Genomic DNA, 18,554 nt, shown 5'->3' with positions numbered 1-18,554 from the left:
GCAGCAGCATTGGATCATCTTGGAGCCATGCTTCAGCCATTCATCATGTTCTCGATGAAAGAAGAATGCTAAAAAAATTTCTCTGGAGGAATAGCATGAAAAAAACGATTGCGGATCTCTTGATTGACTCATTGCTTCAGGCTGGAGTTAAACGGATTTATGGCATTGTCGGTGATTCGCTCAATGCAGTGCTTGATTCCATCAGGCGATCGGGGAAAATTGAATGGGTATCTGTCAGGCATGAAGAGGTAGCCGCTTTTGCAGCAGGAGCTGATTCTCTTCTCAGCAACAGCATAGCCGTTTGCGCCGGCTCAAGCGGACCGGGAAATCTTCATTTGATTAATGGCTTGTATGATTGCCACCGCAACAGAATTCCTGTGCTCGCTATTGCCGCCCATATTCCAAGCAATGAAATCGGCGGCGAGTATTTTCAGGATACAAAGCCGGATCACCTTTTTAAGGACTGCAGCCATTTCGCTGAAGTTGTGACAAGACAGGAACAAATGCCCCGTCTTGTCACAATTGCGATGCAGCATGCAATCGGGCGAAAAGGGGTTTCTGTTCTTGTTTTGCCTGGAGATGTCGCCTCATTGCCTGATAATGAAACAGTTCCAGAGCACGTTATTCATGTTCCGAATCCTGTTATCCGCCCGTCTGACGGGGAGCTCGAAAAGCTCGCGGAATATTTGAATAAAGGGAAAAAAATTACCTTGCTATGCGGCGCCGGATGCCAGGGAGCGCATTCCGAACTAATGGAGCTTTGCGAGAGGCTGAAATCTCCAATGGTCATCGCCCTCAGAGGCAAAGAGTTTTTAGAATATGACAACCCTTATTCCGTAGGCCTGACAGGGCTGATCGGCTATTCTTCCGGCTATCATGCGATGATGGATTGCGATGTGCTTCTTATGCTTGGAACTGATTTTCCTTACCGCCAGTTTTTCCCGAAAGACGCGGATATTCTTCAAGTGGATATTAAAGGAGAGCATCTCGGCAGAAGAGCGCCATTAGCATACGGGGTTGTCGGGGACATTAAACATACAGTTTCTGCGCTTTTACCGCTTCTGAGGGAAGAGCATTCCGACAGGCATCTTGAAAAGCATGTCAATGATTACAAGAGTGTCCGGAAGTCGCTCAACAGGCTGGCTGAGCCTGGACGGGCTCCAATTCATCCTCAGTATTTAACAAAGCTTGTAAGTGACCTTGCCAGTGAAGATGCCGTCTTCTCCTGTGATGTTGGAACGCCGACGTTGTGGGCCGCCCGCTATCTCGAAATGAACGGTAAGCGCCGCCTGTTAGGCTCATTTAATCACGGCACAATGGCCAATGCGCTTCCGCAGGCGATTGGCGCTCAAAAAGCGCGGCCTGACAGCCAGGTGATCTCCCTTTCCGGTGACGGGGGGCTCAGCATGCTGATGGGCGATCTTCTGACTGTGAAGCAGCACGGTCTTCCAATCAAAATGGTTGTGTTCAATAACGGCTCCTTAAGCTTTGTGGAGCTTGAAATGAAGGCGGCCGGCTATCTTGAAACCGGAACAGCCCTTGATAACACCAATTTTGCAGCGATTGCCGAGGGTGTTGGCATTAAAGGCATCAGGGTCTCTGAGCCAGCTGAGCTTGAAGGAGCTTTAAAAGAAGCCTTAGCCTACAGCGGACCAGTTCTGATCGATGTCCTTGTAAACAGACAAGAGCTTTCGCTTCCTCCAAAAATCGAATTTGAGCAGGCGCACGGCTTTACTCTTTGGATGGTAAAAGCTGTGCTCAACGGCAATGGGAACGAACTGATTGAACTGGCAAAAACGAACTTGCTAAGGTAATGGAAAAAGGTGCCCTGAAAATTCAGGAGCACCTTTTTTACGATTGCTGCGCCATCTTTTTTTGTGTCTCAATATCATTCACCCGCATGACAAAATATTCCACATTCTTAAATTTCCAATATTCCTGCATGAGTTTTCTGTTGCTGTCAAGCTCGCTTCCATCCCTGCGGCTGCTGTAGGACCCAATCAGGCTATGAATGGAATGGGGATAGGATAGGTAGCTTAAAAACAAATGAGACTCATCTGCAGTGTACGGAAATTGGCGCTGGTAGCTGTAGTACCAGTCAATGCATTCATCACACCGGATCGGATAGGTTTTAAAGGTTTTGTTGAAAAATTGAAGCATATCGTCAATGGGACTGGAATAGGCTGCTTTTTCGAAGTTTGTTAAATAAGGCTGTTCATTACGGTCGTAGATAAAGTGATGAATAGACAGGCTTCCATGGTTCAGGGCCATCCTGACGGTTTCCTTTTCCTCCATCGATTCCTTCCATTCACCAAGTTTTTCTTTGGCAAAATCGGTTGCTCTTGATACTTCAATGAAATAGGTGACAGCCTGCAGCTCAAAAGGTGACAGGTACCATTGTTTCTCACATTGCTCAACGAATTTTTCGTATGCTTTGTTCTCCTCTTCCCACCGTTTCAGCAGGAGGTCGTAATGCTTGGCGGCTTCATCGCCGGTCAGCTTTACTTCCTTCAGTGTCCGCGCATGGAGCTGGGCCGCTTCCTTAAAGAAATAGTCATGCTTGGAATCCCGCTCTTCTTCCTGCTCTTCCTGAAGCCATGGCATCACATAATAATGATGCTGATTTACTGCCGTAATAAAGCTGCCAGACTGATTCTGATAGATCGGCACAACGTTCGAATACCCCTTTTGCTGCAATTCTGCAAGCAGCTCAGGAAACTGAAAATCCCTGTTCTGCTTGATTTGTTTAACCGCAAAAGGACCTTGATTTGTATAGGCTTTATATAAATGAGGGGTAATTTGTTCTGCAAATTCCAGGTTCATTTGATATTGCCGCAGGATATACGGTATCTCTTCCATCATACAAACTCACCACTTATCTGCTGTCATTAGAAAAGCACAAGCCTGCTATTGCAGCCTTCAAAGAGGAAAAAACAGCTGATCAAATCAGCCGTTTTCCGGCAAAGCTGTTACCTATGTCAGGACTTCAAGTCAGCGTAATCCGGTATATACAGAATAAGGCCTTCGTATATATCTTTATCTGCCCCAAGGCGATTGACGCGCATGAGCTGCTGGACGGTAACATCGTATTTCTCACAAATGCTGTCGATGCTTTCTCCTTGCTGCACAATGCACATTTTCACTCTTGAAAATTCTTCTTCATCATCTCTTGTGAAAATTTTCGTTAAGTAAAGGGCGTTTTCATCTGTGCGGACAGGTTCTTCTGATGCCGCTTTGGCTGCTTGCTCGTGCCGTTCTTTGTAGGTTGAAGCTTGAGCTTGATAACTGCTTTCTTCTGCCTGCTCTTCTTCATAGGCGTGAGAGAAATAGGTTACTTCTTTAGCAGGGGTCTTTCTGACTTCTACTTCAAATGGCGTATAGAGCTCGCTTTCATCGCTGTCCCGCTCGGAATCATCCATGAACAGCTCATTGTACGCCTGCTCTTTCATGGCTTCATCTGCTTCAGCTTCCAATGTATAGCCTCTGAACATGGCAGGTTCAGGTTCATAAGCTGCCTCTTCCCCGTATGCGGGGTCATATTCTGGTGTCTCCGGGTAAGCACCGTGATGTTCGGCTGGCTCTTCCGCCATGTAATCAGCCGACTGGCGTGAAACTCCGTTAATCGATAAATCAGCCAGAAGCTTCAGACAGTCTGCCTCAGGCAATTCATAGTCAAACGTTTCAATCGTGACAAATACCTCATCAAGTGAAGGAATCCGGTTTTTCGGTATCGTTATATCCACAGGAAACCTGTGGGACATCTCCGTTGTACCGTCCTCCCTGTCGGCCGTTTCCTGTACATACCTTGCATTGGTATATTCAAACGGTTCTTCGGAAGGAGATTCAGATTTTTTATATTCACCTGTCAGCAGCAGTGCTCCTTTGATGGAAACATACTGATCATGCTCCTGAATGGAAATGTCAGGATCAAGCGCAATAGACAGCAGCTCCTGTACTTCCTGTCCTTTTTGGAACCAGACTGATTCTTCTACTGAGAAGCGCAATGCATCATCCTGAAACAATCGGTTTTCCTCCTTTCATCCACGCAGCCTGAAAATCGCAGTTGACACTACAGATTTATGAGGAAAAGCCGGAAAAAAGAACTAAAAAAACCGGATAGGGAGACTAATCCTTGTCTCCCTATCCGGGCTTGCTTTTATTTTGGCTCTGTTAAATTTGGCTGCTGATTTCAGCACGAGGCGTCCGCTTGCCGCGGGCAGTGCTGGAGCCTCCTCGTCGTTTCACTCCTGCGGGGTCACCCGCCTGGAACGTAGATCAACAGGTGCTCCAAAATTAATATTCTTCTTAAAATAGCATTATTTTAATACTGAAAAAGCCTTTTCAGCAGCTTCAATTGTCTTTTCAATGTCAGTCTCACTGTGCGCTGTTGACAGGAACAGCCCTTCAAATTGAGAAGGCGGCAGAAAGACGCCATTGTTCGCCATCTCTTTATAATACTCGGCAAAATACCCAAGATTTGAGGTTTTAGCCGTATCATAATTGATAACCTGTTCGTTAGTAAAGAAAAAGCCGATCATAGATCCTGCACGGTTTACTGTGTGCGGAATGCCATGCTTCTCTGCGGCTGCAGTCAGCCCTTCCTCAAGCAAGTCAGCTTTCTTGCGGAAACCTGCATAATCATCAGGAGTCAGCTGAACAAGTGTTTCATAGCCTGCTGTCATGGCAAGCGGATTGCCTGATAGCGTGCCGGCCTGATAAATCGGACCGCTCGGTGCGATGCGCTCCATGATTTCCGCCTTGCCTCCGTAAGCTCCGACGGGCAGACCGCCGCCGATGACTTTGCCAAGACATGTAAGATCAGGCGTTACACCGTAATAGCCCTGTGCACAGTTGTAATCAACACGGAAGCCTGTCATGACTTCATCAAAAATTAAGAGTGAGCCGTATTGTTCAGTCAAGGTTCTCAATTCTTCAAGGAACCCCGGCTGCGGAGGCACAACCCCCATATTTCCTGCAACAGGCTCAACGATCACTCCGGCGATATCATCCCCGAATTCTTGGAAAGCATAACGAACGCTTTCCACATCGTTGTAAGGCACTGCGATCGTATTCTTGGCAATCCCTTCCGGCACCCCTGGGCTGTCAGGCAAACCAAGAGTCGCTACCCCTGATCCTGCTTTTATCAGAAGAGAGTCTCCATGCCCATGATAGCAGCCTTCAAACTTCAGAATTTTGTTCCGTCCCGTATACCCTCTTGCAAGGCGGAGCGCACTCATCGTTGCCTCAGTGCCAGAGCTCACCATGCGGACAATTTCAATGGAAGGCACCCTGTCAATCACAAGCTCAGCCAGTTTATTTTCAACTAAAGTAGGGGCGCCAAAGCTTGTCCCCGACTCTACTACTTTTTTAACGGCTTCTACTACACGGTCATTGGAATGCCCGTGAATCAGCGGACCCCATGAAAGGACGTAGTCAATGTATTCATTGCCATCGATATCGTAAATTTTGGATCCTTTCCCTCTTTCCATAAAGATAGGATCCATATTAACCGACTTGAACGCGCGGACAGGGCTGTTTACCCCGCCAGGCATCATTTTTAACGCTTCCTTGAATGCCTGTTTTGATTTTTCATAGCTTCGCATCTTAAGCGCCCCTTTGCAGATTATTGTTCTTTCAGCCAGCGTGCAGCATCTTTCGCAAAGTACGTAATTATCATGTCTGCTCCAGCACGCTTCATTCCGATAAACATTTCAAGCACAAGGCTCTTTTCATCAATCCAGCCATTTTGTGCGGCTGCTTTAATCATGGAGTACTCCCCGCTCACATTGTAGGCAACGACCGGGACATTCAAATTGTTTTTTACATCGCGAATGATATCAAGATAAGATAGCGCGGGTTTCACAATTAGGAAATCTGCTCCTTCTTCAAGATCTGAATGGGCTTCCCTCATCGCTTCCATCCGGTTCGCATAATCCATTTGATAGGTTTTGCGGTCGCCGAACATCGGAGTGCTGTGGGCAGCTTCTCTGAATGGGCCGTAGAAGGCACTCGCATATTTTACAGCATACGACATGACAGGCACGTCTTCAAATCCGTTTTCATCAAGTCCATGGCGGATCGCTGCAACAAACCCGTCCATCATGTTGGATGGGGCAATAATATCTGCCCCTGCTTTCGCCTGGCTGACAGCCGTTCTTGCCAAAAGATCCAATGTCGGGTCATTCAGGATTTTGCCGTTTTCCACGATCCCGCAATGGCCATGGTCTGTGTATTGGCAAAGGCAGGTATCCGCAATGACAACAAGCTCTGGGAAGGTTTCTTTAATTTGTGATATCGCTTTTTGAACAATTCCATGGTCATGGTAAGCTTCAGATCCGACAGCATCCTTATGATCAGGCACACCGAAAACCATTACTGATTTAATGCCGAGATCTGTCAGCTCCTGCATTTCATCATTCAGGTAATCAAGAGAAACCTGAAAAACGCCCGGCATCGACTGGACGGGATTTCTTTTTTTCTCACCTTCCAGTACAAAGATCGGATAGACGAAATCTTCCGCGTCCAGATGTGTTTCTCTTACAAGGGCGCGCATGCTTTCATTTACTCTTAATCTGCGGTGGCGGTTGAATTTTAATTCCATGTTTGTTCCTCCTCTGTAAGTGACGCATGTTCTGCCATTTTCTCAAGCATATCTTCCATTGTATAGCGCTCAGGCACGAGGGCGTTCAGGCCATATTCCTTCAAAGCTTCTGCGGTAATTGGGCCGATGCAGACAAAATGCGTGTTTTTGCATTGCTCTTCCTGGCTGTTTTCTTTCACAGCATTCATAAAGCCGTCAACAGCTGAAGGGCTTGCAAGAGTAATATAATCAAAAGGCTTTCTGCTGATTGTCTCAAAAAGCTCAAGCTTTGCTTCTTTTTTCACAATTGTATTGTATACCATGCACTCTGTTACAGAAAATCCTTTTGCTTTCAATTCAGCTGTCAGCACTTCTCTGGACCTGCTGCCTCTGATAATAAGCACTTTCTCTCCGCTTCTGAGCTCCTTTATCATGGACTCGGAAAGACCCTCTGCTGTGTATTCTTCAGGCAGAAGATCTGTTCTAACGCTGTACTCCTGCAGCTTCTTCGCTGTTTTCATGCCAACGGCAGCAACCTTCACATGATGCGGGATGGAATCACTCTTTTTAAAATGAGAGAAAAAGTACTTTACTCCGTTAGCGCTTGTAAACACAATCCATTTGTAATCTGGAAGCTCTTCAAGCACCTTCTGAATCTCAGCAGCATTCCCTGAAGGAGAAAAAGCGAGCAGTGGAATGACCGCTGTTTCTGCTCCCATTTGTTCTGCCTGCTCTGCAAACGGAAGAGCCTGTTCCCGTGCTCTCGTAAACAGAACGGTTTTGCCTGAAAGCGGCTTTTCGGGCATCATGATTGATCCAGTTCTTCCCTGACCCTTTCAATCAGTGCTTTGGCTCCTTTAGCCGAAAGCTCTGCTGATAGAGATGCTCCAAGCTCTTCAGGCTTGTCTCCTCTAGTTGCAGCTTTATACACTTCTTTGCCGTCAGGCGATGCAACGAGTGCGCTCATGGACAGCGTACCGTCCTCAATAAAGGCATAGCCGGCAATCGGCACCTGGCAGCTTCCGTTCATTCTATTTAAATACACTCTCTCAGCTTCAACAGCACGTCCTGTTTCATCGTCATGAATGCGTTTCAGGGCTTCCAGGAGTTCAAGGTCCTCTCGGCGGCATTCGATTGATAATGCTCCCTGGCCGACCGCCGGCAGACAAATGGACGGATCTAAAAATTCCGTCACTATCTCCTTGCTCCATCCCATACGTGACAATCCTGCAGCAGCCAGAATAATTGCATCATATTCGTCATTTTTCAGCTTTTCAATTCTCGTATCAATATTTCCTCTGATCCACTTGATTTCAAGATCCGGTCTTAAAGCTAGAAGCTGTGAGCTTCTTCTCAGGCTGCTTGTTCCAATAACAGAGCCTTTCGGGAGCTCATCAAGCTTCTTGCCGCTTTTAGAAATCAGCACATCCCTGTGGTCTTCTCTCACCGGAATACATCCAATCGTTAAACCCTCTGGCAGTGCCGCAGGCATATCCTTCATGCTATGTACTGCCATATCAATTTCGCCATTTAAAAGAGCCTGTTCAATTTCTTTCACAAAAAGCCCTTTTCCGCCGACCTTTGAAAGCGTCACATCGAGAATCTTATCTCCTTTTGTCACGATTTCTTTTATTTCAAAATCAAAAGGCACTCCCGCTTTTTTCAATTGGCTGATGACCCACTTTGTCTGGGTAATGGCAAGCTTGCTTCTCCTTGAACCTACTGTGATTTTTCTCATAAATGACCCTCCGGCGCCTGTCCTTTGCAGGCTTATATTCTATCTTGGCTTACTGTTAGGCTCTGTAAAATTTGTCTGTTGATTTCCGTTTCAGGCGTCCCCTTTCCGCGGGGCGGGCGCTGAGCCTCCTCGGCGCCTTAGCGCCTCCGGGGTCTCACCTGTCCCGCTGCTCCCGCAGGAGTTTCCCGCCTGCCACTCCAATCAACAGGTGTGTAAAAATTAATCATCACTTTTCTTTAACTTAGCCTTTGTTATGAAAACCAGTGAAATCTGGATAAACTGCCAAACAGGAAAAAGTTGATCAGCAGAACTAAAAAGGCTGCTGCATTCCATAGAGCAATCGATCTGCCCTGCAAATCTTTTACAATTTTATTATATAAATAAAAGCTGTACACAATGAGAACCGCAAAGGAGCCGAGCACCTTTGCATCATACCAGTGAAAATTATCGAGCTTTGTATACGCCCAAACCGATCCGAGTATGAGACTTAAAAGAAGCATGGGAACAGCTATCACATTCAGCAGGTAAGCGTTCCGGTCAAGCTTTGATAAATCCTCGATCCTGAGCAGCCGCTTGCCCCATTTTTTCTTTTTCAGCAGATCATACTGAAGCAGGTACAGGACGGAAAAAACAAAGCTGATGGAAAAGGCGCCATACGAGATAATTGCCATCGCAATATGAATGATCGAAAGCTCGGATATAAGCTGATCACTCAAAGCGCCAGGCTGGTTCTGCGTCAAAGCGAACGTATGAATCGCCATCATTAAAAATCCAATTAAATTGGTGAAAAACAAAATAAAATCCACTCTTAAAAACCTGTTCAGCAGAAGAGAAAAGGTAATGAGCACCCACGTGTAAAAATAAAGCCCTTCCACAATGTTCAAGACAGGAAATTTTCCTGTAAGAATCATCTCGGTAAATAAAAAAATTGTTTGCAGCAGCCAAACAATAGAAAGCAACCAGAAGGCGCTCCGATTCGCCTTCCGGTTGTTATGAAGAAAATCTATAAAATAAAAGAGGACACTGACCGCGTATAGTATGACGGCCAGCTCGTTCAGCCTTGATAAGTTCATCTCAATCATAAAATAATTCCCTTCTCTTATGACTGGACAGGAACATGGGCTTTAACCGCGTCAGCTGTGATGGAAGCTTGGGCTTCCCGCTTTTTCTGCTGCTCTGTTTCTTCTTCAATATCAAAAATCTTTTTAAATAAGGCAAGCGTTTCTTCCGCATCCGGCTCAGCAGCAAGCTCTTTCACTTTCAGGATCGGATCCTTCAGCAGCTGGTTAATGATGCTTTTCGTATGCTTATTCAGCACTTTTTTCTCCCGCTCAGTCAGGTTCGGCATTTTTCTTTCAATGCTTTCCATTGTCTGAGCCTGAATGCCAAGAGCTTTTTGGCGGAGAGCGGAAATGACGGGTACAACGCCAAGCGTTCTGAGCCACTCATTAAAAGCTACAATTTCTGCTTCAACCATAATGCCGATTTCATCAGCTGCTGCTTTGCGCTCCTGCAGGTTGGCTTGAACGATACCTTCAAGATCGTCAATATCATATAGGAAAATGCTCTCAAGCTGTTCCAGTTCAGGATCCAAGTCGCGCGGCACAGCAATATCAACCATAAACAGCGGACGGCCTTTTCGCTCACGCTCAATATTCGCCATCATCTTTTTCGTAATGACATAATCCTTTGAACCTGTGCTGCTGATCACAATATCAGCTTCAGCAAGGGCTGCTGAGAGTTCATCCATATGCCTCGCTTCGCCTGAAAACTTGGCTGCAAGCATGTTCGCTTTTTCGTATGTTCTGTTCATAACCGTTACGCGGCAGGCACCGCTTCCGTGAAGATTTTTTGCAGCAAGCTCGCCCATTTTTCCTGCGCCGAGAATCAGCACGCTGCGGCCGTGAAGATCGCCGAAGATTTTTTTTGCAAGCTCTACAGCTGCGTAGCTGACAGATACAGCATTTGAGCCGATGTCTGTTTCGCTGTGGCCTTTTTTCGCAAGGGTCACAGCTTCCTTCATCAAATGATTCAGCACAGTGCCTGTTGTATCAAGCTCCTGTCCAAGCATAAAGCTTGTGCGGACCTGTCCGAGGATCTGCGTCTCGCCAAGAATCATAGAGTCAAGACCGCATGCCACCCGGAACAGATGCTCAACGGCTCCATCGTTTTCAAAGAAAGAAAGAAACGGCGAAAATTCCTCCATTGGAAGCTGAAACCAATCTGCCAAAAAGGCTTTTAAATAATATCTGCCTGTATGAAGCTGGTCAACCACAGCATAAATTTCCGTTCTGTTGCATGTGGAGACAATTATATTTTCTAAAACGCTTTTCTGCGTTTTTAATGTTTTCATTGCATCCCCGATCTCATCGGGATTAAAGCTAAGCTTTTCTCGAATTTCGACAGGGGCCGTTTTATGATTTAAACCAACTGTAAGAACGTGCATTTTCTTCTAGTACCCCCCATTTACATAATTCAGTATTTATATTATAACATGATAGGAAAGGCTTATTTCTGAAAAAATGTGAACAACAAACAAACCTTTTATTCTCGTGCCTTTGTCCAAGGTTTAGCGTACCAAAAACGGGCGAAGGTGTGCAAGCAGATCGTATTACATAACGTTTGAGGTGAAAGAATGAAGAAACCTGGTGTTTTTCCTGCATACTTTCTGCTCGGAATCGGCGCTTATTTTCTGCTTCAGAAAATGCACATACAGCTTTTTCCTGAGCAGAACAGCTGGCAGACGCTTCTCGCCCTGTTCGGCCTGCTGTTCCTCCTGCAGGCTGCGATTGAGAAAATTGATTCCTACTGGATTCCCGGCATTATACTATTCGGGCTCGGTCTTCATTTTCACCTTGCAGACAAGTATTCTTTTTGGCCTGATGATCCAGCAGCTATCACTCTCATTATTGGCATCAGCCTGACAATTCATGCAATGAAAACCAAAAGCGGCTATTTTCAAGGCCTGCTGGTTTTAGCTGTCGGGCTGTTCCTGCATTTTACGAACCAGATTTTCAAATCAGCAGGACAAATTCAAAAAGGGATGGACACCGTTCAAAATTTCTGGCCTGTCCTTCTGCTGATTGCCGGCGCGCTCTGGCTTTGGCGGAAAAAATAGGCTATGCTTAAAGGAGAATGTTGATTTATAAGCACCTGTTGATTGCAGTGGCAGGCGGGAGACTCCTGCGGGAGTGCAAGTGACGGGAGACCCCGCAGGAGCGAAGCGACGAGGAGGCTCCCGCACTGCCCGCGGAAAGCGGACGCCTGAAACGTAAATCAAAAGTCAAATTTAACAGAGCCAAAAATAAAAGAACAGCACCAGTCCTCTGTAAAGAAGACGGTGCTGTTCTTTTTATATGCATATTAGATTAGGCTTCACTTTGCTGCCCGTGTGCCTCTATAGCCATGTGAATTTCATTCCAGGCTTCATCTTTCCCAAGACCTGTTTCCGATGAAAAAAGGACAAGCTTGTCGCCTTTTTCTACTTGAAGGTCTTCTTTAATCACCTTTAAGTGCTTCTGCCATTTTCCTTTTGGAATCTTGTCTGCTTTTGTGGCGACAATGATGACAGGCAAATCATAGTGTTTAATAAAGCCATACATCAAAATATCGTCTTTGGAAGGCGGATGCCTTAAATCAACGAGCTGAACAACAGCTGCAAGCTGTCTTCTCCCTGTAAGGTACGTTTCAATCATTCTTCCCCAGGCATCTCTTTCTGATTTAGACACTTTCGCGTATCCATAGCCGGGTACATCCACAAAATGCAGCGCTTCATTAATAATATAAAAATTCAGCGTTTGTGTTTTCCCTGGTTTTGAAGAGGTTCTGGCAAGGCTCTTCCTGTTAATCATTTTATTGATAAAGGAAGATTTTCCAACGTTTGATCTGCCGGCAAGAGCAATTTCCGGAAGGTCTCCCTCCGGATACTGCTCAGGTTTTACGGCACTGATCACAATCTCTGAACTTGTTACTTTCATTATGCTTCTCCTGTCAATGCGTGCTTTAGCACTTCGTCTAGATGTGAGACGGGAATGAACGTTAATTCTTCTCTCACACTTGGCGGAATATCTTCCAAATCTTTTTCGTTGTCTTTCGGCAGAATGATGGTTTTCAGTCCTGCCCTGTGGGCGCTGAGGGATTTTTCCTTTAATCCGCCGATCGGAAGCACTCTGCCTCGAAGCGTAATCTCTCCTGTCATGCCCACTTCTTTCCTAACCGGTTTTCCTGTCAGTGCTGAGATCAAAGCAGTGGCCATTGTAATGCCTGCTGAAGGACCATCCTTCGGTACAGCTCCCTCCGGAACGTGGATGTGAATATCGTTTTTTTCATAAAAATCCGGATCAATGTGAAGCTCCTTTGCTTTGGAGCGGATGAAGCTGAAGGCAGCCTGTGCAGATTCCTTCATCACATCGCCGAGCTTTCCTGTCAGAATCAGCTTCCCTTTTCCCGGTGACAGGGACACTTCGATGGAAAGCGTATCTCCTCCGACTGTCGTGTATGCTAGTCCTGTTGCGACGCCGACCTGATCTTCAAGCTCAGCCTGGCCGTAGCGGAAAACTTCCTTGCCAAGATAAACGGATAGATTTTTATCGGTAACAATGATTTTCTTTTTGCTTTCGCCGACAATCAGCTTTGCCGCTTTTCTGCAAATGGCAGCAAGCTGGCGCTCAAGCGCTCTCACACCGGCTTCTCTTGTATAGTAGCGGATGATATTCTGTATGGCTGAATCTTTGATCTGCAGGTTCGATTTTCTAAGGCCGTGTGCTTCGAGCTGTTTTGGAAGCAGATGATCCTTGGCAATATGAATTTTCTCAAGCTCTGTATAGCCAGCTATCGTAATAATTTCCATTCTGTCCCGGAGCGGTCCGGGAATCGTTGCCAGATTGTTTGCTGTAGCGATGAACATGACCTTTGACAGGTCATACGTTTCTTCAATAAAGTGATCGCTGAAATTGCTGTTTTGCTCTGGATCCAAAACCTCAAGCAATGCTGAGGAAGGGTCGCCTCTGAAATCGTTGGACATTTTATCAATTTCATCAAGCAAAAAGACCGGATTAACACTGCCTGCTTTTTTCAGTCCTTGAATAATGCGCCCAGGCATAGCACCGACATATGTGCGGCGGTGGCCTCTGATTTCTGATTCATCGCGAACTCCGCCAAGGGATACGCGAACAAAATTCCGGTTTAGGGACTTTGCAATCGATTTGGCAAGAGAGGTTTTCCCTACCCCTGGGGGTCCCGCAAGGCATAGGATCGGCCCTTTCAAGGAATTGGTGAGCTTTTGCACGGCAAGGTATTCAAGCACGCGCTCTTTCACTTTTTCAAGACCGTGATGCTCTTTTTCCAATATGTCTTCTGCCACATTCAGATCAAGCCGGTCCTCTGTTGCCTTCACCCAGGGCAGAGCGATCAGCCAATCAATATAGTTGCGGATCACGGCGCTTTCCGCTGAGCTTGCCGGAACCTTTTCATACCGGTCAAGCTCCTTCAGTGCAGCAGCTTTCACATGCTCAGGCATCTGGGCTTCTTCAATTTTTTCGGCAAGCGTTGAAACCTCGCCCGTTTTGCCTTCCTTATCTCCAAGCTCTTTCTGGATCGCTTTCATCTGTTCGCGGAGATAATACTCCTTTTGCGTCCGTTCCATCGACCGCTTTACTCTTTGCCCGATTTTTTTCTCAAGCTGAAGAACTTCTCTTTCATTATGAATAATATCAATAACCTTGTTCAGGCGCTCTTTCACATCAAGCGTTTCTAAAATATCCTGCTTTTCCTTCAGTTTAAGCGGAAGATGCGATGCGATAATATCCGCGAGACGGCCCGGTTCATCTATGTCTGCTACTGTGGCATAAGTTTCAGCTGAAATTTTCTTTGACAGCTTAATATATTGTTCAAAGTATTCAAGCAGCGTCCGCATAAGAGCGTCATTCTCGGCGTCCTTTCCAGGCTCATCCGAAAAGGTGGATATGGTAACAGAGTAGGCTTCTTCCTCTTCTGTAAATGCTTCAATTTTTCCTCTTTGAAGTCCCTCCACCAAAACACGGATTGTGCCATTTGGAAGCTTCAGCATCTGTTTGATTTTTGTATAGGTGCCAATGGCATAAATGTCTTCTTCCTTTGGCTCATCTATGGAAATTTCCTTTTGGGTTGTCAAAAAAATTGTGTGATCATTTATCATAGCTTTTTCCAAAGCCTGAACTGATTTTTCTCGTCCTACATCAAGATGAAGCACCATTGTCGGATAAACCAACAAGCCTCTTAACGGTAGGAGGGGAACGGTAATTTGATTCTCATTCGCCATCCCAGTACACCTCCAAAACATTCTTGTTGAATCTGCTGATACCTATAGTTATGCCTTTTCCAAGATACCTTGTACAATTCTATCTTATTCTCCAGATAGTGTCTATTTCAATGTTTCGCGGGCTATGTAGGTAGTATACCCTTTTAGAAGCTGAAAGAAAAAGAGGAATATGGTTAATGTATATGGCAAACGCCAGAGAAAAAGCCCCGTTTTGGGCATAGCGCCAAAAACAAGGCTTTTCTTTGTTGATTGCAGTATTCAGACGTCCGCTTTCCGCGTGAAGGACGGTGAGCTTTCCCGGTGCCATAGCGCCTGCTTAGAATCTCACCTGTCCCGCTGCTCTCGCAGGTCTCCCGCCTATCAACATTCTTCTTTAACATAGCCATTTCTAGGGTTAAACCGATTCCTGCTTTGGAAAAACGGTTCCTTTCGGAAGAATCTGACCCGCATTTTCTGTTGGAGCCCCAACCAATGCCGCATCAAACACCTCCTGCAGATGCTCAACAGGTATTATTGTAACGCCTGGAATATCTGAGAGAATGCTCTGCATATTTTCAGCCGGGACAATGACCTTTTTAGCACCGGCAAGCTTTGCCGCTTTAATCTTCGGCACAACGCCTCCAATTGGCTTTACATGGCCATGAATACCGATTTCGCCAGTCATGGCAACAGTGTTGTCAATCGGCAGCTTATGGATCGCTGAAAATATGCCGCATGCCATCGCAATGCCTGCTGATGGGCCGTCAACTGGAATGCCGCCTGGAAAATTCACATGAATATCAAAATCAGCTGCATGAATTCCCATAGACCGCAAAACAGTAATAACATTTTCAACAGATCCTTTTGCCATGCTTTTTCTCCGGATAGACTTGCTTCTGTCTCCAATGCTTTCTTCTTCCACAATTCCGGTAATGTTAACAGTTCCGTTTTTGGATGGAATTACGGAAACTTCGATCTCAAGCAGTGAGCCTGTATTCGGGCCATTAACAGCAAGTCCGTTTACAAGACCGACAGCAGGAAGAGGAGAAATTTTCCTTTCATAGCGCGGTGTCAGCTGGCTTGACTGGACAACCCACTCAATATCTTCTACTGTTAATTCACTGCGTTCCTCTGTTAAGGCAATTCCGGCCGCAATCTGGATCATGTTAACAGCTTCTCTTCCGTTCCGGCAATAGCTTGTCAGGCGCTCAATACTTGCCTTGCCTGCTGTCATATTCATTTTCGCAACTGCTTTTTCTGCCACTCTAGAAAGCTCTTCCTGCTCAAGCTCTCTGAAAAAAACCTCTACACATCTTGATCTGATGGCTGGCGGAATTTCATTCGGCGTTCTTGTTGTGGCCCCGATTAAGCGAAAGTCAGCCGGGAGGCCATTTTGAAAAATATCGTGAATGTGGGAGGGAATGATCGTATTTTCTTCATTATAATAAGCACTCTCCAAAAACACTTTCCGGTCCTCAAGCACCTTTAGCAGCTTATTCATCTGGATGGAATGAAGCTCACCAATTTCATCAATGAAAAGCACTCCGCCATGTGCATGTGTGACAGCCCCCTGCTTTGGCTGCGGAATGCCTGCCTGTCCCATAGCTCCTGCTCCCTGGTAAATCGGGTCGTGCACAGAGCCGATTAAAGGATCAGCGATTCCTCTTTCATCAAATCGGGCTGTTGTTGCATCAAGTTCTACAAAAACAGCGTCTTTTCGAAAAGGCGACTTGAAATTTTTCTTTGCTTCCTCAAGAACCAGCCGTGCAGCAGCTGTTTTCCCTACTCCAGGCGGTCCGTAAACGATCACATGCTGGGGATTGGGCCCGCAAAGTGCTGCCCTCAGCGCCTTAATGCCGTCTTCCTGCCCGACTATATCTGCAAAACTTTTTGGTCTCACTCTTTCGGCAAGCGGCTCTGAAAGCTTAATGGATCTCATTTTCCGCAGCTGTTCCATTTCCTTTTTTGATTCTCTATCAATTGAGACTTTTTGTGAGCGCTGATTTTTAAGCAAATTCCAAAAATACAGGCCGATCACAATCCCGAAAAACAATTGCACAAAAAGCGCGATTCCAGTCCAACTCATTATGGTCCCTCCTGCTACTGTGATCCTCTATGTAGGCTTTTTATGGTTTGCTCAAATCAGGCATATAGATGAAATGAGCACGCAGCAATGATGCTGTTGTGTATCTGCTAGTATCTCCTAGGGGGAGTTCTATTAAACACAGCAGGAAGAGGTTGGATAATTAAATATTGGAAGAAAAAACAGCAGCAGAGGAAAAATAAAAAAGCCTGCATGGCTGAGCCATGCAAGCTTAACTTATGGATGTATGTGCTGAAACCCTTGTGAAAAGTCTGAGCGGCTTCCGCTTTTCTATATTGTCCAGCTCCAGCCGCTAGCCCCTCGAGTCGCTTCGGAAAATCACAAAAAGTCAAAGTGCGGACTTTTCGGGATTTTCCTCCAGCGCTTGTCGGGGCTGAACGAGCGGCTTCCGCTTTTCTAGTTAAGCAGAAGTTTTCTTATCTTTTTCAACAATCGTTCCATCACTCATAACAAGCTTAGGCGGTGTTTGGTTTGCTACCGTGTCGCCTGTGATGACACATTTGTCAATATCCTCGCGGGATGGAAGCTCAAACATCACATCAAGCATAATGCCTTCAATGATAGAGCGAAGACCGCGCGCTCCTGTTTTGCGCTCGATAGCTTTTTTGGCAATCTCTATAAGAGCGTCACTTTCAAATTCAAGCTCTACTCCGTCAAGATCAAGCATCTTTTGGTATTGCTTAACAAGCGCATTTTTCGGCTTTGTTAAGATTTCCACAAGTGCATTTTCATCAAGCGGCTCAAGGCTTGCAATAACCGGAAGACGGCCGATAAATTCAGGAATCAGACCGAATTTCAGAAGATCCTCAGGAAGGACTTTTGAAAGAAGCGCTTTGGAATCAAGCTCTTCGTGTTTGTTATCGGAACCGAAGCCGATGACTTTTTTGCCGAGACGGCGCTTGATGATCTGCTCGATGCCATCAAATGCACCGCCGCAGATGAAAAGAATATTGGTTGTATCAATTTGAATGAATTCCTGATGCGGATGCTTGCGTCCTCCTTGAGGGGGAACGCTTGCAACTGTTCCTTCCAGTATCTTAAGAAGGGCCTGCTGTACACCCTCGCCTGATACATCACGCGTAATGGAAGGGTTCTCAGATTTCCGGGCTACTTTATCAATTTCATCGATATAAATAATCCCTTTTTCTGCTTTTTCCACATCATAATCAGCTGCCTGGATCAATTTGAGAAGGATGTTTTCTACATCTTCCCCAACATAGCCAGCCTCTGTCAGTGATGTCGCATCAGCAATAGCAAACGGAACATTCAGAATGCGGGCAAGCGTCTGAGCAAGCAAAGTCTTCCCGCTTCCTGTCGGTCCGATCATTGAGATGTTGCTCTTGGAAAGCTCTACTTCATCAATCTTGCTGTTGGAATTGATGCGTTTATAGTGGTTATAAACAGCTACAGCAAGGGATTTCTTAGCCTGATCCTGTCCAATGACGTATTCATCGAGGATTTCACGGATCTCAGCCGGCTTCGGAACATCTTTAAATTCTACTTCTTCTTCTGTTCCAAGCTCTTCTTCAACGATTTCTGTGCAAAGCTCGATGCACTCATCGCATATATAAACTCCAGGCCCTGCTACCAATTTGCGGACTTGATCCTGAGTTTTTCCGCAGAAAGAACATTTCAACTGGCCTTTTTCGTCATTAAATTTAAACATGTTTTCACCCCTTATATCTTTATCTCCTAGCGTGCAGCCCAATCAAAAGCATATACTCTTTCCTTATAATGATTCTCTTTGTCTCATTTAAGGGCGATGCTAATAAGAAGCCTTAGTTAGCAGCTGAAAAGAAGGTATGTATTGCATTTTACCATAATATAGACTGTGAACGTTAATTATATGATGCGG

Annotated in this window: 14 protein-coding genes; 2 read left to right on the top strand and 12 right to left on the bottom strand. The window is 45.8% G+C overall.

Going from position 1 to position 18,554, the window contains the following annotated elements; genetic code table 11:
- Window positions 1-95 precede the first annotated feature (95 nt).
- Window positions 96-1,814, top strand: a complete 1,719-nt coding sequence (gene poxB / locus LRR81_RS01550) for a ubiquinone-dependent pyruvate dehydrogenase (RefSeq protein WP_231787541.1) — start codon at window positions 96-98, stop codon at window positions 1,812-1,814.
- Between the two features lie 37 nt (window positions 1,815-1,851).
- On the opposite strand, the gene ysxE is transcribed toward poxB, so the two are convergent.
- From ysxE to hemA, 8 genes are all read right to left on the bottom strand, one after another.
- Window positions 1,852-2,862: a spore coat protein YsxE gene (gene ysxE, locus LRR81_RS01545; protein WP_231787540.1), complete on the bottom strand. Its 1,011-nt coding sequence runs from the start codon at window positions 2,860-2,862 to the stop codon at window positions 1,852-1,854.
- Window positions 2,863-2,978: 116 nt separating this feature from the next.
- Window positions 2,979-4,022: a stage VI sporulation protein D gene (spoVID, locus tag LRR81_RS01540; RefSeq protein ID WP_231787539.1), complete on the bottom strand. Its 1,044-nt coding sequence runs from the start codon at window positions 4,020-4,022 to the stop codon at window positions 2,979-2,981.
- A gap of 294 nt (window positions 4,023-4,316) precedes the next feature.
- A complete protein-coding gene (gene hemL, locus LRR81_RS01535) occupies window positions 4,317-5,603 on the bottom strand; it encodes a glutamate-1-semialdehyde 2,1-aminomutase (RefSeq protein WP_231787538.1) in 1,287 nt (428 codons plus the stop codon).
- Window positions 5,604-5,623: 20 nt separating this feature from the next.
- Window positions 5,624-6,601 carry a porphobilinogen synthase gene (hemB, locus tag LRR81_RS01530; RefSeq protein ID WP_231787537.1) on the bottom strand — a complete coding sequence of 326 codons (978 nt, stop codon included), beginning with the start codon at window positions 6,599-6,601 and terminating at the stop codon, window positions 5,624-5,626.
- Window positions 6,592-7,389: a uroporphyrinogen-III synthase gene (locus LRR81_RS01525; RefSeq protein ID WP_231787536.1), complete on the bottom strand. Its 798-nt coding sequence runs from the start codon at window positions 7,387-7,389 to the stop codon at window positions 6,592-6,594. The genes hemB and LRR81_RS01525 overlap by 10 nt, the downstream gene beginning before the upstream one ends.
- Window positions 7,386-8,318 (bottom strand): hydroxymethylbilane synthase, encoded by a 933-nt coding sequence (hemC, locus tag LRR81_RS01520; protein WP_231787535.1) that lies wholly within the window; start codon window positions 8,316-8,318, stop codon window positions 7,386-7,388. Before hemC ends, LRR81_RS01525 begins: the two co-directional genes overlap by 4 nt.
- 251 nt (window positions 8,319-8,569) lie before the next feature.
- Window positions 8,570-9,400, bottom strand: a complete 831-nt coding sequence (locus LRR81_RS01515; protein ID WP_231787534.1) for a cytochrome c biogenesis protein — start codon at window positions 9,398-9,400, stop codon at window positions 8,570-8,572.
- 17 nt (window positions 9,401-9,417) lie between these two features.
- Window positions 9,418-10,764, bottom strand: coding sequence for a glutamyl-tRNA reductase (gene hemA / locus LRR81_RS01510; protein WP_231787533.1), 1,347 nt, complete (start codon window positions 10,762-10,764; stop codon window positions 9,418-9,420).
- Window positions 10,765-10,953: 189 nt separating this feature from the next.
- Between hemA and LRR81_RS01505 the strand changes: the two genes are divergently transcribed.
- Entirely contained in the window at window positions 10,954-11,436 is a 483-nt protein-coding gene (locus LRR81_RS01505; RefSeq protein ID WP_231787532.1) for a LiaI-LiaF-like domain-containing protein, read from the top strand.
- A 250-nt stretch (window positions 11,437-11,686) separates the two neighbouring features.
- Here LRR81_RS01505 and yihA read toward each other — a convergent pair whose 3' ends face one another.
- The 4 genes from yihA to clpX all read right to left on the bottom strand — a co-directional run bounded on the left by yihA (window position 11,687) and on the right by clpX (window position 18,365).
- Window positions 11,687-12,295, bottom strand: a complete 609-nt coding sequence (yihA, locus tag LRR81_RS01500) for a ribosome biogenesis GTP-binding protein YihA/YsxC (RefSeq protein WP_231787531.1) — start codon at window positions 12,293-12,295, stop codon at window positions 11,687-11,689.
- Complete coding sequence (lon, locus tag LRR81_RS01495) at window positions 12,295-14,616, bottom strand: endopeptidase La (RefSeq protein ID WP_231787530.1); 2,322 nt, start codon at window positions 14,614-14,616, stop codon at window positions 12,295-12,297. Before lon ends, yihA begins: the two co-directional genes overlap by 1 nt.
- A 394-nt stretch (window positions 14,617-15,010) precedes the next feature.
- The gene (gene lonB, locus LRR81_RS01490) at window positions 15,011-16,681 is read right to left on the bottom strand and encodes an ATP-dependent protease LonB (RefSeq protein WP_231787529.1); all 1,671 of its coding nucleotides are present in this window, start codon (window positions 16,679-16,681) and stop codon (window positions 15,011-15,013) included.
- 418 nt (window positions 16,682-17,099) lie between these two features.
- Entirely contained in the window at window positions 17,100-18,365 is a 1,266-nt protein-coding gene (clpX, locus tag LRR81_RS01485; protein ID WP_231787528.1) for an ATP-dependent protease ATP-binding subunit ClpX, read from the bottom strand.
- Between the last annotated feature and the right edge of the window lie 189 nt (window positions 18,366-18,554).

The organism is Metabacillus kandeliae, assembly GCF_021166585.1.
GTDB lineage: Bacteria > Bacillota > Bacilli > Bacillales > Bacillaceae > Metabacillus_B > Metabacillus_B kandeliae.
The sequence above is the reverse complement of the archived record's forward strand: the minus strand, read 5'-3'. Positions and strand labels throughout refer to the sequence as shown.